General features: G+C 70.9%; 8 protein-coding genes and 1 pseudogene. 3 read left to right on the forward strand and 6 right to left on the reverse strand.

Annotated elements, in window-relative coordinates:
- Nucleotides 1-92: 92 nt before the first annotated feature.
- Together ileS and AB0J80_RS37325 are read right to left on the reverse strand one after the other, a co-directional pair.
- The gene (ileS, locus tag AB0J80_RS37320; protein ID WP_364714432.1) at nt 93-3,209 is read right to left on the reverse strand and encodes an isoleucine--tRNA ligase; all 3,117 of its coding nucleotides are present in this window, start codon (nt 3,207-3,209) and stop codon (nt 93-95) included.
- A 233-nt stretch (nt 3,210-3,442) separates the two neighbouring features.
- Nucleotides 3,443-4,978 (reverse strand): alkaline phosphatase D family protein, encoded by a 1,536-nt coding sequence (locus AB0J80_RS37325; protein WP_364714433.1) that lies wholly within the window; start codon nt 4,976-4,978, stop codon nt 3,443-3,445.
- A 100-nt stretch (nt 4,979-5,078) separates the two neighbouring features.
- Between AB0J80_RS37325 and AB0J80_RS37330 the strand changes: the two genes are divergently transcribed.
- Nucleotides 5,079-5,522: a carboxymuconolactone decarboxylase family protein gene (locus tag AB0J80_RS37330; RefSeq protein WP_364714435.1), complete on the forward strand. Its 444-nt coding sequence runs from the start codon at nt 5,079-5,081 to the stop codon at nt 5,520-5,522.
- Here AB0J80_RS37330 and ndk read toward each other — a convergent pair.
- A complete protein-coding gene (gene ndk / locus AB0J80_RS37335) occupies nt 5,519-5,938 on the reverse strand; it encodes a nucleoside-diphosphate kinase (protein WP_364714436.1) in 420 nt (139 codons plus the stop codon). The genes AB0J80_RS37330 and ndk overlap by 4 nt on opposite strands.
- A gap of 2,624 nt (nt 5,939-8,562) precedes the next feature.
- On the opposite strand from ndk, the pseudogene AB0J80_RS37340 reads away from it, so the two are divergent.
- Nucleotides 8,563-8,928: pseudogene (locus tag AB0J80_RS37340) on the forward strand (VOC family protein); the annotation flags it as partial.
- A 282-nt stretch (nt 8,929-9,210) separates the two neighbouring features.
- On the opposite strand, the gene AB0J80_RS37345 reads toward AB0J80_RS37340, so the two are convergent.
- From AB0J80_RS37345 to AB0J80_RS37355, 3 genes are read right to left on the reverse strand one after another with little or no spacing between them, the layout of a single operon-like run.
- On the reverse strand, nt 9,211-9,888 hold the full coding sequence (locus AB0J80_RS37345) for a DUF4233 domain-containing protein (protein ID WP_364714438.1): 678 nt from the start codon (nt 9,886-9,888) through the stop codon (nt 9,211-9,213).
- Nucleotides 9,885-11,210 (reverse strand): folylpolyglutamate synthase/dihydrofolate synthase family protein, encoded by a 1,326-nt coding sequence (locus AB0J80_RS37350; RefSeq protein WP_364714440.1) that lies wholly within the window; start codon nt 11,208-11,210, stop codon nt 9,885-9,887. The genes AB0J80_RS37345 and AB0J80_RS37350 overlap by 4 nt, the downstream gene beginning before the upstream one ends.
- The gene (locus AB0J80_RS37355) at nt 11,207-13,846 is read right to left on the reverse strand and encodes a valine--tRNA ligase (protein ID WP_364714441.1); all 2,640 of its coding nucleotides are present in this window, start codon (nt 13,844-13,846) and stop codon (nt 11,207-11,209) included. The genes AB0J80_RS37350 and AB0J80_RS37355 overlap by 4 nt, the downstream gene beginning before the upstream one ends.
- A gap of 79 nt (nt 13,847-13,925) precedes the next feature.
- Here AB0J80_RS37355 and AB0J80_RS37360 point away from each other — a divergent pair, with 79 nt between their 5' ends.
- Complete coding sequence (locus AB0J80_RS37360) at nt 13,926-14,600, forward strand: hypothetical protein (RefSeq protein WP_364714443.1); 675 nt, start codon at nt 13,926-13,928, stop codon at nt 14,598-14,600.
- Nucleotides 14,601-14,777 lie beyond the last annotated feature (177 nt).

Below are 14,777 nucleotides of genomic sequence, written 5' to 3' on the forward strand. Positions count from 1 at the left end.
ATCCGACGCCGGCGGGAATTCTCCCGTTGATCTTGGATGCCGGGCTCGGCATGTACCGCGTAAGACGGCAAATGCCGAGCCCGGCGCGCGGCTCAGCCGGCTCGCGTCACCGCGACGGTGACGGTGTCACCCTCGCCGACCTCGCCCGCGAAGCCCTCGCCGACCGCACCGAAACCGAGCGACGTGGCCAGCGTCTCGGCGGCCACGAAGTCGCGGTGCGCCTCGACCGCGGCCACGACGCCCTCCGCGGCCGCGATGGTCAGCGCGATGCGGTCGGAGACGTCCAGGTCCGCATCCCGCCGGGCCTGCTGCACGACGCGGATCACGTCGCGGGCCAGGCCCTCGGCGGCCAGCTCCGGCGTGACCTCGGTGTCGAGCACGACGACACCCCGGTCGCCCGGCAGCGGCGCGGAGTTCTCCACGTCGGCGGCGACGAGCTTGAGCTCGTACTCGCCCTCCTGGAGGGTGACGCCGGCCGCGACCGGAGCGCCGTCCACCAGCTCCCAGTCGCCGGCCTTGACGGCCTTGATGACCTGCTGGACCTGCTTGCCCAGGCGCGGGCCCAGGGCCCGCGGCACCACGGTCAGAACCTGCCGGCAGTACGCGGCGAGATCGTCGGCGAGCACGACCTCCTTCACGTTGACCTCGTCGGCGAGCAGGTCCTGGAACGCCCGCAGGCTCGCCGCGTCCGGCGTCGCCACGGTGAGCCGGGCCAGCGGCAGGCGTACCCGGAGCGCCCGGGCCTTGCGCAGCGACAACGCCGCGGAGGCGACGTCGCGGATGGCGTCCATCGCGGCGACCAGCTCGTGGTCCGCCGGGTACGCGTCCGCCGACGGCCAGTCGGTCAGGTGCACCGAGCGGCCCCCGGTCAGCCCACGCCAGATCTCCTCGGTGGTCAGCGGGGCCAGCGGCGCCACCACCCGGCACAGCACCTCCAGCACGGTGGCCAGGGTGTCGAAGGCGTCGGCGTCGCCGGCCCAGAAGCGGTCGCGGGAGCGGCGCACGTACCAGTTGGTCAGCGCGTCGAGGTAGGACCGCACCGCGCCGGCCGCGCCGGAGATGTCGTAGTCGTCCATCTTGCCCTGGACGTCGGCCACCAGCTCGTTCGTCTTCGCCAGGATGTAGCGGTCGAGCAGGTGCTGCGAGTCGGTCCGCAGCGTCGCGGTGTGACCGGACGCGTTCGCGTACAGGCTGAAGAAGTACCAGACGTTCCAGAGCGGGAGCAGCACCTGCCGGACCGAGTCGCGGATCGCGGTCTCGGTGACCGGCATGTCACCGCCGCGCAGCACGGGCGACGACATGAGCATCCAGCGCATGGCGTCCGAGCCGTACGTGTCGAAGACCTGGTAGACGTCCGGGTAGTTGCGCAGGCTCTTGGACATCTTGCGCCCGTCCTCGCCCTGCAGGATGCCGTGGCTGAGGCAGTTGCGGAACGCCGGCCGGTCGAACAGCGCCGTGGCCAGCACGTGCATGGTGTAGAACCAGCCGCGGGTCTGGCCGATGTACTCGACGATGAAGTCGCCCGGGTAGTGGTGCTCGAACCAATCCTTGTTCTCGAACGGGTAGTGCACCTGCGCGAACGGCATCGACCCGGACTCGAACCAGCAGTCGAGCACCTCCGGCACCCGACGCATGGTCGACTTCCCGGTCGGGTCGTCCGGGTTGGGGCGGGTCAGCTCGTCGACGTACGGGCGGTGCAGGTCGGTGACCTTGACCCCGAAGTCGCGTTCCATCTCCTCGAACGAGCCGTACACGTCGACGCGCGGGTAGTTCGGGTCGTCGGACTTCCACACCGGGATCGGCGAACCCCAGAACCGGTTCCGGGAGATCGACCAGTCGCGGGCGTTGGCGAGCCACTTGCCGAACGAGCCGTCCTTGATGTGCGCGGGCCTCCAGGTGATCTGCTGGTTCAGCTCCACCATCCGGTCCCGGAACTTCGTGACGGCCACGAACCACGACGACACGGCCTTGTAGACCAGCGGCGTGTCACAGCGCCAGCAGTGCGGGTACGAGTGCGTGTAGCCCTCGTGCCGCAGCACCAGCCCGCGCCCCTTGAGGTCGGCGATGATCGGCTTGTTCGCCTCGAAGACCTGCACCCCCTGCCACGGTCCCACGAGCGCGGTGAAGCGGGTGTGCTCGTCCACGGTCACGATGGTGGGGATCCCGGCCGCGTTGCAGACGTTCTGGTCGTCCTCACCGAACGCGGGCGCCTGGTGCACGACACCGGTGCCGTCCTCGTCGCTGACGTAGTCCGCGGCCAGCACCTGGAACGCGTTCTCGCCGGCCTGCTCGACCAGGAAGTCGAACATCGGCGTGTACCGGCGGCCGGCCAGCTCGCTGCCGCGCACCGTCCCGACCTGCTCGTAGCCGTCCAGCTCCCTGGCGTAGGCGCCGACCCGGCCGGCGCCGAGGATGACCTTGCGGCCGTCCTTCTCGAGCACGGCATACTCGATGTCGGGGCCGACCGCGAGCGCGAGGTTCGACGGCAGGGTCCACGGCGTGGTCGTCCACACCGCGATGTCCTCGCCCGTCTCCAGGCGGAACGTGACGGTCAGCGCCGGGTCGGTCCGGTCCCGGTAGACGTCGTCCATCCGCGTCTCGGTGTTCGACAGCGGCGTCTCGCACCGGAAGCAGTACGCGAGCACCCGGAAGCCCTCGTAGACCAGCCCCTTGTCGTGCAGCGTCTTGAACGCCCACATGACCGACTCCATGTAGCTGGGGTCGAGGGTCTTGTAGTCGTTGCTGAAGTCCACCCAGCGGGCCTGCCGGGTGACGTACCGCTCCCAGTCCTTGGTGTACGTCAGCACGGACGTGCGGCAGGCGTCGTTGAACTTGTCGACGCCCAGCTCGAGGATCTGTGCCTTGGTGCTGATGCCGAGCTGCTTCTCGGCCTCCACCTCGGCGGGCAGCCCGTGGGTGTCCCACCCGAACCGCCGCTCGACCCGCTTGCCGCGCATCGTCTGGTAGCGCGGGACGACGTCCTTGACGTAGCCGGTGAACAGGTGCCCGTAGTGCGGCAGCCCGTTGGCGAACGGCGGGCCGTCGTAGAAGACGTACTCGTTGCTGCCGTCCTGCCCGGCGGGGCGCTGCTCGACGGAGGCCTCGAAGGTCTTGTCGGCCGCCCAGTGCTCGAGCACGGCCCGCTCGACCGCGGGCAGATCCGGGCTCGCGGGCACGCCGGAGGCGTCGGTGTGCTGGGGATACGCCATCGGTGGTTCGCTCTCCTCGCAGGTCACGTGGACTGCGAGGACGAGCTCTTCCGAGCCCGCGGTACCACCTCGCTTGACGGCCACAGGGCCGCCCGCTCATTCGCCGGCTGGGGTGCGGGCCGGTGCCGCCCGGTTCTACTGAGATCCCGGTGGGATCCGTTCTTCCGGAGGCTCCCCGGTGATGGCCGGATCGACGCCTGCAGAGGACAACGATACCGGCCCGCATTTGTTCCTCAGCGCCGGTGGGGCGCCTTGAGCGTGGTGGTCCAGAGCGACACCCCGTCGCGATCCCGCAGGTCGACCCGGAAGTCGCCGCTGCGGCCGTCGATGCGGACCTCACCGAAGTGCTGGAAGCCCTGCGCCGGGGAGGTGTTCGCCGCCGGCGGCGCGTGGACGAACTTCGCCTCCGGCCCGAAGGTGCCGTCCATGGCGTTCGGCCCGAAGGCGCCGGCATGGGCCGGACCGGACACGAACTCCCAGAACGGCGCGAAGTCCTGCACCGCCGCCCGCGCCGGGTCGTAGTGGTGCGCGGCCGTGTAGTGCACGTCCGCCGTGAGGAAGACGATGCCGGTGACGCCTGCCCGGTGCGCCTCCCGCAGCACCTGCGCGAACTCCAGCTCCCGGCCCTTGGGCGCGCTCGGGTCGCCCTGCGCGACACCCTCCTGCGCAGCCGGCCCGTCCGGCACCACGACCCCCAACGGCAGGTCGTTGGCGATCACCTTCCAGGTCGCGCGGGAGCTCTTCAGCCCGCGGATCAGCCATTCCCGCTGCTCGTCACCGAGCAGGCCGCGGTGCGGGTCGGCGTAGGTGTTGCCGTCGTTGACATCCTTGTAGGTGCGCATGTCCAGCACGAAGACGTCCAGCAGCGGACCGTACGGGATCCTGCGGTAGACCGGTCCGGTCGCGCCCGGGACGGGCACCCATTCGTGGTACGCCTGATGAGCACGAGCGGCCAGCACGTCCACGCGCTTCTCGGTGTAGCGGGCGTCGTCCAGGATCTCCCCGGGATACCAGTTGTTGACCACCTCGTGGTCGTCCCACTGGTTGACCTGCGGCACCTCCGCCGCGAACCTCCTGTACGCCTCGTCGAGCAGGTTGTAGGCGTACTGCCCCCGGTACTCCGCGAGGGTCTCGGCGACCTTCGACTTCTCCTCGGTGACCAGGTTGCGCCAGATCCGGCCGTCGGGCAGCGTCACCTGCGCCGGCAGCGGACCGTCCGCATACACGGTGTCACCGCTGTGCAGCAGGAAGTCCGGGCGGCGGGCCCGCATCGATTCGAAGATCTTCAAGCCACCGTACGCCGGGTCGATGCCCCAGCCCTGCCCGACGACGTCGCCCGTCCATACGAACGAGACGTCGCGGCGGCGGGTGGGGGCGGTGGTCAGCTGCCCGCGTACGGGTTCGCTGAGCAGGCCGGGTCGGTCCAGGCTCTCCACTCGTACGGAACAGAACAAGCGCTCGCCGGACGGAAGGCCGCGCAGGCGCACCTTGCCGGTGAAGTCGGTGTCCGGGGTGAGCACCGGGCCGCGGCGGCGGCGGGCGCCGCGCAGGTCCGGCCGGCGGCTCACCTCGACCCACATCCGGCCGGGCCGGTCAGCCCGGGTCCAGACGAGGGCGGACTCGGCGGTGGCGTCGCCGGACTGCACGCCGTGGGTGAGGACGGGACGGCTCTTGGTCACGTCGGCGAACGCCGGCGCGGCGGGCAGGGCGCTCAGGAAACCGCCGGCCACGCCGGCCCGCAGCAGGCTGCGTCGATCGATCGAGGTCATGCCGCCGGTCTATCAGCCGGACATGAATCCCCGGTGGCTGTCACATCGCCGGCGGCTGTCTCGTCCTCCTGGTGACAACGCTTCCCACGAGGAGGAACACATGCCCCGCTTGACCATCGACCAGGTCGCCCCGGGCGCCTACCGCGCGGTGTACGGCATGGAACGGTACTGCCAGGAGAACGTCGAGCCGACGCTCTACAAGCTGATCAAGCTCCGCGCGTCCATCGTCAACGGCTGCTCGTTCTGCACCGACATGCACAGCCGCGAGGCGCTGGAGAAGGGCGAGTCGTCCCGCCGGCTCTTCGCCGTGGCGGCCTGGCACGACGCACCCTTCTTCACCGAGAAGGAGCGGGCCGCGCTGGCACTGACCGACGCGGTGACCCGCCTCGGCGAGCACGGCGTCCCGGACGAGGTCTGGGAACCGGCCGCCAAGGCGTTCACCGAGGAGGAGCTGGGCAACCTGCTCATGGCCATCGCCACGATCAACGTCTGGAACCGGCTGTCGATCGCCGTCCGGAACGAACCCCCGGCCCTGGAGAACTAGAGCTTGGGGAACCAGAGGCCGAGCTCACGCTGCGCGCTCTCCGGCGAGTCGGAGGCGTGCACCAGGTTCTCCCGGTTGGACAGCGACAGGTCGCCGCGGATCGTGCCCGCGGCGGCCTTGCGCCCGTCGGTGGCCCCGACCAGCGTACGCACGACGGAGATGACCTCGTCGCCGGAGAGCACCGCGGCGACCAGCGGCCCGCCGGTCATGAACTCCTTGAGCGGCGGGTAGAAGGCCTTGTCCACGTGCTCGGCGTAGTGCTGGTCGGCCAGCTCCGCGTCCATGGTCCGCAGCTCGAGCGCCTCGACGACGAGACCCTTGCGCTCGAACCGCCCGAGGATCTCCCCGAGCAGGCCGCGCCGCAGCGCATCGGGCTTGACGAGCACGAGCGTGCGCTCGGCAGGACTGGTGGACACGGGAGGAGCCTCCTGGTTTCCGGGCCGATATTCCTTGACAAGCCGACACGCCGACAACGCGGCCGGGATGTCAGCCTATCGGTACGCCCCACGGCGCGGGCAGCAACCGCCTTTCCCCCGGTGCCCGCCGCTACGTAACCTCATGGGTAGTCCCCGGGAGGTCCACAGTGGCGAACCAGAACGGTCGGCCCGTCGCACCGGCCCGCAAGCTCGTGGCCGCGGTCGTCGGCACCATCGCCGGCTTCGTGATGGTCTTCGGCCTCGGCATGTCCAGCTTCGCGATCGTGGCCCTGGGCGTAGCGATGCTGGCCCTGGCGATCGGCATCGGCATGCTCAACGTCGTCCGCCGCGGCGCCCGAGCCTGGGTCTCCGGAACCGCCCAGGTCAAGGCCGTCTCAGCGCCCCCGGCGACCTCCATCTACGGCCGGGCCGAGATCCAGGTCCTGATCATCGCCCCCGGCCTCCCCGCCGCAGAGGTCATGGTCCGCGACCCGAGAGTCCCGGTGGCAAAGTGGCCGCAGCCGGGCGACATGCTCCCGGTCACCGTCGACGTCGACGACATGCGCCGAGTGAAAATCAACTGGGACGAGGCCGAGACCAACCAGGCGACGACCACGGTCCCGCCCGCCTTCTACGAGGAAGACCTCCCGGACGACGACCTCCTGGGCGGCGAACCGGAACCCCCACCGTGGGCGACCCGCGACCGCCAATGGGGCCGAGGCCCGGACGAACCCCCACCGCCGCCCCCACCGGCCCCCCGCACCCCGGACCTCGACGACGCCCCACCCCCACCCCCGGTCATCGTCCGCGACTCCCCGGGCGGCCCGATCCTCGAAGGTCAGCTGGTGGAAGGCGACTACAGCCACGCCCTTCCCCGCCGAGCCGGTACGGCGACCGCAACAGCACCGCCCCCACCGCCCCCCGGAACATCGACCGTCACCGACCCGCCTCCCCCACCCCCGGGAACGTCAACGGTCACCGACCCCCCGCCGCCGGGCCCCACACCCACCCCACCCCCGCCACCGGTCGCCGGCACTGCGGCCCTGATGGACCCGCCACCGCCCGCCGCCGCGACGCAGAGTGAACCCGTATCGGCCCACGCATCGACGCTGAGTGAGCCCGAGCCGGGCGAAGCATCCACGCTCCGTGAGCCATCGCCCGCCGATGCCTCGCCTGCCTCTCCTCCTTCACCGGCCTCCCCGACGTTGCCGGCCGGTGTCTCCCAGAGCGATGCCTCGCCGCACGGCGCGCCTTCGCCGGCTGCCGATGGGCCGCCACCTGGTCCGTCCCGCCCGGCCGACTCGAGGCCGCGGCCGCGCCCCAAGCCGCGCCCTTCCTCGGTCTCCCCTTCCGCGGGAACCCCCACTTCTCCCGCGGCCGCCCCCTCTTCCGCCGCCGCCCCCTCGTCTTCCACGGCCGCTCCCGCCTCTTCCGCGGCTCCCACAACCTCCTCGTCAGCGCCCGGCAGCGCAGCTCCTGACGCCTCCCCGACGGACGAGCCCGAGTTGCAGGCCCCTCCCGCGGGATCGCGATCCGTCCCCTCGGACGAGGACATCGACCTGCCCCTCGACGGCGACCCGGAACCACCCCCGGAATCCCGGCCAGAGGCGCAGGCCTCCATGGCCGCCGGCATCATGGCCCCACCGGCCACCGAGGACGATTCCGCAAGCCGACCCGCCACGAGAACCGACCCGGCGAACGACCCGGCAGCGACGAAAGCCGCCCGAGTTCTCGACGCCGAGTCGGACAGTCCCCCACCCCCGAAGCCGATGGACGACGACCTCCTCGGCGACCTCGAACCCCCGCCGTGGCAACAACGAGCAACCGAAGCCGGCACCCGCCCCGCATCCGCGCCGGCTCCCAACGCCTTCGGGTCGTCGTCCGCGTCGAGTCCCGGGGCGGGAGCGGTCGCCTCATCCACAGCCGAAGCCCATCCCACGGCGGCCACATCCGAACCTCACGCTCGAGCGATGCCCGATCCCTCAGACACGCAGGCAGATGCGGTCACCGACCCCGAAGCCGGCGAGCAACCACCCGAACCGCCGGCGGGAGCGGTCGCCGCCTCCACCCTGTCCGGTGACCAGCCGCCCTCCCCGCCCCGCCCGGCGACAGGCCTGGCCGCAGCCGTAGCCGCCGGCGTCGCAGCGCTCAGCACCGTCTTCCGCGCCCGTGACCGTGACACGCCCCCGACCGAGGAAGCACCCCCGGCCACCGCCGCAGAAGACCCGCCCTCACCCGCGAGCGGCGCACCGATTCCCACTCAGCGCCCGGAGCCGAAGCCACAACCGGCACCCGAGCCGGTCACCCCTCCGGCGTGGACCCCACCGGCCCCGCAGACACATAGGCCGGACCCCTCGCCCGCTTCCCCCGCACACAGGCCCGAGCCCACGCCTGCCTCCCAGGCACACAGACCCGAGCCGACGCCTGCCTCCCAGGCACACAGGCCGGACCCCTCGCCCACACCGCCGTCCACCGCGACCCGCGCGGCGGCATCGCCCACGGTTCCCGAGCAGAACCCGAGGCGCGGCCCCTGGTCGGACCTCGAGGGCGGCTACCAGCCCGACGACCGCGCCGACGAGCTGATCACGGCGTACCCGAGCGCCCGCCCGGGCCCGGCGGGAGCGATCCACGGCGTGGGGATCACGGTGCTGGTCACGAACCTGCACCGCTCGATCGCCTTCTACAAGGAGATGCTCGGCTTCTACGAGATCGACACCGGCCCCGGCAGCGCGGTCCTGGCATCCGGCGACACGCGCCTCGTCCTGCGCACCGTCCACGATCTCTCCGCAGTGGCCGGCCGCCTCATCCACCTCAACCTGGAAGTAGGCGACGTCGAGGCGGTCTACGAGGAACTGAGGCGAAAGGGAGTCGCCTTCATCCACGGCCCCCGCCCCGTCAACCGCGGCGACAAGCTCGAGCTCTGGGCAGCCTCGTTCCACGACCCCGACGACCACAACATCGCCGTCACCCAGTGGCGAGCCATCCGCTGACCCCACCAGAGCAGAAACAAGTCATCGATTCACACCCGGCCACCGAGACTCCACTGTCCCGGCGGCTTCTGTCCTGGCGGCCACTGGTCCCGGCAGCCACTGTCCCAGCGACTTCTGTCCCAGCGACTTCGTCATCCCAGCAGCCGTCGTCCCACGGCCTCGCTGCCCTGACGTCCCGCGGCCTCGCCGTCCCCACAGCCTCGCCGCCGGGCACGGCCACCGTCTCAGCAATCCGCCATCTCCGCGGCCTCGCCGCCCGGGCAACCTCGTCGATTCCCCGGCTCAGCCCACGATCGTGCGGCGGACGTACGTGGCGTAGCCCCAGGCCGCCCCGAAGATCAGCCCCAGCGCGGCCAGCGACCAATGCAGAAGCCCGGAAGCGAGCAGCAGCACCTGGAGCACCGTCCCGGCATGCCAAGCCCATGACCGTCGCATACTGCCGGCGACCACGGCAGCCGCGACCGCGAGCCCGATGACAGCGCCGATCCCCCAGCCGCTCAGGTGGCCACCGAGGATGCGGATCGGCTGGATCGCGAGCAGCAGCACGATCGCCTCCAACGCCAACGTGCCGGAACCCAGTCCGCGAACCGCAGCCTGCGGATTCCGCAGCCCGGACCGCGGCGCCGCCCCACCGCCCCCAGCCAGCGCCGCAGCACTATCACCCGCGGGCACACCCCCACCGTCGCTCGCGGGCACACCGCCACTGTCCTCAACCGCGGGCACACCGCCACCCCCCGCTGCGGACACACCGCCACCGTCGCCCGCGCGCACACCGCCACCCTCAACCGCGGGCACATCGCCACCCCCGGCCGCGGGCACACCGCCGCCCTCAGCCGCCGGCGCTTCCGATTCTGCGGCGCCGCGCTCGTCTGGGCGAGCGCGGCGAGCGCGTCGCGCAGCCGGGGGCGGGTTCTCCGGTGCCGGCCGCTGCGGGATGGGGGCCGGGTCCGGTGTCGTCACTTCTTGAGCAGCTTCCTCGCGTCGGCCACCGTCACGACGGAGCCTGTGATCAGTACGGCGACGCCGCTCAGCTCGCCGTCGGTGTCCTCTTCGGCCAGCACGACCGCTTCCTCGATGGCGTCCGGCATCGTCTGGGCCACCGTCACGCGGTCTTCGCCGAAGATGTCCGCGGCGGTCTGGGCGAGCTCGTTGAGGGGCATGGAGCGGGGCGAGCTGTTCTGGGTGACGACGATGCGGGCCGCGATCGGCTCGAGCAGGTCGAGCAGGCCGGACACGTCCTTGTCGCCGAGCACCGCGACCACGGCCACGAGGTGGCGGAACGCGAACTCCTCCTCCAGCGCGGCGACCGTGGCGGCCATGCCGTGCGGGTTGTGAGCGCCGTCGAGCAGGATGGTGGGCGCGCTGCGTACGCGTTCCAACCGGCCCGGGGAGTCCACCGCCGCGAAGCCTTCGCGGACGAGATCGGCCTCGAGTTGCTTGCCGGGGCCCGCCCCCAGGAACGCTTCGACGGCCGCGAGCGCCAGCGCCGCGTTCTGGGCCTGGTGGGCGCCGAAGAGCGGCAGGAACACCTCGTCGTAGACGCCGCCGAGGCCCTGCAGGGTGAGCATCTGACCGCCGACCGCCTGGTCGCGGCGGACCACGCCGAACTCGCTGCCCTCGCGCGCGAGCGTGGCACCCATGTCGGCGCAGCGCTCGAGCAGCGGCCGCATCGCCTCCTCGGTCTGCACCGCGCTGATCACGGTGGCGCCGCGGTGGATGATGCCGGCCTTGGCCCAGGCGATGTCCTCGATCGTGTCGCCGAGCCATTCGGTGTGGTCCAGGCCGATCGGCGTGATGACGCAGACCCCGGCCTCGATGACGTTGGTCGCGTCCTCCTCGCCGCCGAGCCCGACCTCCACCACGGCGATGTCCACGGGTGCGTCCGCGAACGCCGCGTACGCCATGGCCGTGGTCATGTCGAAGTAGGTCAGCGGCTCGGGCGCCCGCTTGTCGATGAGCTCGGCGAGCGGCGCCACCTCGTCGTACGTGGCGGCGAGCCGCTCCTCGGACACCGGCTCGCCGTCGAGGCTGATCCGCTCGCGGACGGTCTCCAGGTGCGGGCTCGTGTAGCGCCCGGTGTGCAGCCCGTGCGCCCGCAGCAGGCTGTCGATCATCCGGGCGGTCGAGGTCTTGCCGTTGGTCCCGGTCAGGTGGATCGCCGGGTACGCCCGCTGCGGGCTGCCCAGCACGTCCATGAGGTCACGGATCTTCTGCATGTCGAAGCGCATGCGGGTGAAGCCGCGCCCGTCGAGCGCGGCAACCACCTCGTCGTAGGTGCTCATGCGGACGGCAACGCCTTCAGAGCCGCCGCGATTCTCGTGAGGTCGGCCTCCGCGGTGGCGAGCCGATCCTTGATCTTCGCGACCACTTGCTCGGGCGCTTTGCCGACGAAGGCCTCGTTGCCGAGCTTGGCGCGGCACTGCGCCGCTTCCTTCTCGGCCGCCGCCCGGTCCTTCTCGAGCCGGGCCCGCTCGGCCGCGACGTCGATCGTGCCGCGGGTGTCGAGGTCGACGGTGATCCCACCGGTGACCGCCAGCGTGGCGGTCGCGGTGAAGTCGGCGGCGGGCGGGTCGAGACGGGCCAGGGACCGGATCAGCGCCTCGTGCGTGTCGATGCCGACGTTGCCGAGCCCGGTGAGGGCGGCGCTCACTCGCCGACCGGGGCGCAGGCCCTGGTCGGAGCGGAACCGCCGCACCTCGGTGACCACCTTCTGCAGCGCGGCCAGCTCTTCTTCCGCGGCGTCGTCGATCAGAGCCTGGTCGACCGCCGGCCAGGAGGCGCGCACGACCGTCTCGGCGCCGGTCAGCACCGTCCACAGCTCCTCGGTCACGAACGGGATCACCGGGTGCAGCAGGCGCAGCAGCTGGTCGAGTACGTGCCCGAGCACCCGCCGGCTGCGAGCGGCCTCGGCACCGTCGCCCGCCAGCACGGGCTTGCTCAGCTCGACGTACCAGTCGCAGACGTCGTCCCACGCGAAGTGGTACAGGGTGTCGCAGACCTTCGCATACTCGTAAGCGGCGAACTGCTCGTCCACCTCCGCGACGACGTGCTGCAGCCGGGACAGGATCCACTTGTCGACCGTCGACAGATCACCGGCCGCCGGCAGGTCGCCCTCGACGGTGGCGCCGTTCATGAGCGCGAAGCGCGTCGCGTTCCAGAGCTTGTTGCAGAAGTTGCGGGAGCCCTGGCACCACTCCTCGCTGATCGGCACGTCGGACCCGGGGTTGGCGCCCCGGGCCAGCGTGAAGCGGGTGGCGTCGGCACCGTACCGGTCGATCCAGTCCAGCGGGTCGACCACGTTGCCGAAGGACTTCGACATCTTCTTGCCGTGCCCGTCGCGGACCATGCCGTGCAGGTTGACCACGTTGAAGGGCTGCACGCCGTCCATCGCGTACAGGCCGAACATCATCATCCGGGCGACCCAGAAGAAGAGGATGTCGTAGCCGGTGACGAGCACGCTGGTCGGGTAGAACCTCGCCAGCGTGTCGGTCTGCTCCGGCCACCCCATCGTGGAGAACGGCCACAGCGCGGATGAGAACCAGGTGTCGAGCACGTCCTCGTCCTGGCGCCAGCCCTCGCCGGTGGGCGGTTCCTCGTCGGGTCCGACGCAGACGACCTCGTCATTCGGGCCGTACCAGACCGGAATGCGGTGACCCCACCACAGCTGCCGCGAGATGCACCAGTCATGCATGTTGTCGACCCAGGCGAAGTACCGCTTGGAGAGCTCGACCGGCTCGATCGTGACGCGCCCGTCCCGCACGGCGTCGCCGGCGGCCTTGGCCAGCGGGCCGGTGTTGACGAACCACTGCAACGACAGCCGCGGCTCGACGGTGGTCTTGCACCGCGAGCAGTGGCCGACGGAGTGCACGTAGGGCCGCTTCTCGGCGACGATCCGCCCCTGCTCGCGCAGCGCGTCCACGATCGCCGGCCGCGCCTCATAACGATCAAGACCTTCGAACGGCCCGGGTACGGTGACGACGGCCCGCTCGTCCATGATCGTGATGCTCGGCAGGTTGTGCCGCTGACCGATCTCGAAGTCGTTGGGGTCGTGCGCGGGCGTGACCTTGACGGCACCCGTACCGAAGCTGGGGTCGACGTGCTCGTCCGCGACGATCGGGATGCGCCGGCCGGTCAGGGGCAGCTCGACCTCGGTGCCGACGAGGTGCTTGTAGCGCTCGTCGTCGGGATGCACGGCCACCGCGGTGTCACCGAGCATCGTCTCGGCCCGCGTGGTGGCGACCACGATCGCGCTGTTCCCGTCGCCGTACCGGATGGAGACGAGCTCGCCGTCATCGTCCGAGTGCTCGACCTCGATGTCACTGAGCGCGGTCAGGCAGCGCGGGCACCAGTTGATGATCCGGTTGGCACGGTAGATCAGCTCGTCGTCGTACAGCCGCTTGAAGATCGTCTGGACGGCCCGCGACAGGCCCTCGTCCATGGTGAACCGCTCGCGGCTCCAGTCGACCGAGTCGCCCAGGCGCCGCATCTGCCCGAGGATCGCGCCGCCGGACTCGGCCTTCCACTCCCAGACCTTCTCGACGAACTTCTCCCGGCCGAGGTCATGGCGGGACAGCTTCTGCGCGGCCAGCTGCCGCTCGACGACGTTCTGCGTGGCGATGCCGGCGTGGTCCATGCCGGGCAGCCAGAGCACCTCGAAGCCCTGCATCCGCTTGAGCCGGCTGAGCGTGTCCTGGATGGTGTGGTCGAGCGCGTGCCCGATGTGCAGGGAGCCGGTCACGTTCGGCGGGGGGATGACAATGGAGAAGGGCGGCTTGTCGCTCGCCGGGTCTGCCGTGAAGTAGCCGGCCGATACCCAGTGCTCGTACCGCCGCTGCTCTACCTCACCCGGCTGGTACTGGGCGGAGAGGCCACCGGTGGGCCGGCTGTCGGGGGTACGGGTGTCGGTTGCTTCGGTCACGCGGCAAGTCTACGGAGCCCGTACGGGCCGGGTGCGGGCGCATGCCCTGGCTGTGGATAACTGTTGTTAGGCTCGCACGATGTCCGAGAGCCCAGGCCAGACGCCGTCCTCCACCGCTGAGCCGGTGGAGATCGCTCCGGAGCCCTTCACCCTCACCGAGCCCGTCGAGGGACAGAAGCACCCGGAGGAGAAGGCACCCCGCTCGCGGACCAAGACCATCGTGCTCGGCTCGCTCCTCGCGGTGAGCCTGGCCGGCGCGGGGGTCATCGGGTACGCCGGGTGGCGCATCGCCTCGCAGAAGGACGCGACGCTCACCGCACCGCCCCAGATCGGTTCCCTGAAGCTGGACACCAGCAACGAAGGCAAGACCACCGCCGACTACCTGCAGACGGCCCTGTCCGCGGAGGTCGACCTGGACGGGGCCGTCGGCGCCGTGTACGCCGACAGCGCCGGCCAGAACGTGCTCTTCTTCGGCGGCACGACGCTGATCTGGACACCGGAGAACGATCTCGACACCGCGTTCGAGCTCGTCTCGGACGACCAGGGCGCGGTGACCGACCTGCACGACGTCTCGGCCGGCCCGCTCGGCGGCACGATGAAGTGCGGCACCACCAAGAACGACGGGGCGGACATGCCGGTGTGCGGCTGGGCCGATCACGGGAGTTTGGCGTTGGCGATGTTTCCGGGACGTGCGGAAAACGACTCGGCGAAGCTGCTGGTGGAGATCCGCGCCGCCACGCAGAAGCGCAACTGATCTCTTATACGCGAAAAGGGCCGGTCCCCTGTCCGGGGCCGGCCCAACTTTGTTTGCGGAACGCGAAAACGCCCACCCCGAAGGGTGGGCGTTTCCTCACGTTGAGTCCGGCGGCGTCCTACTCTCCCACACCCTCCCGAGTGCAGTACCATCGGCGCTGGAGGGCTTAGCTTCCGG

Origin of the sequence: Actinoplanes sp. NPDC049548, assembly GCF_040676695.1 — a bacterium.
Classification (GTDB): domain Bacteria; phylum Actinomycetota; class Actinomycetes; order Mycobacteriales; family Micromonosporaceae; genus Actinoplanes.

Coding starts and splice junctions, on each gene's coding strand:
- AB0J80_RS37325 (WP_364714433.1), bottom strand. CDS start 4,978: ATGACCTCGATCGATCGACGCAGCCTGCTGCGGGCCGGCGTGGCCGGC.
- AB0J80_RS37360 (WP_364714443.1), top strand. CDS start 13,926: ATGTCCGAGAGCCCAGGCCAGACGCCGTCCTCCACCGCTGAGCCGGTG.
- ileS (WP_364714432.1), bottom strand. CDS start 3,209: ATGGCGTATCCCCAGCACACCGACGCCTCCGGCGTGCCCGCGAGCCCG.
- AB0J80_RS37350 (WP_364714440.1), bottom strand. CDS start 11,210: ATGAGCACCTACGACGAGGTGGTTGCCGCGCTCGACGGGCGCGGCTTC.
- AB0J80_RS37330 (WP_364714435.1), top strand. CDS start 5,079: ATGCCCCGCTTGACCATCGACCAGGTCGCCCCGGGCGCCTACCGCGCG.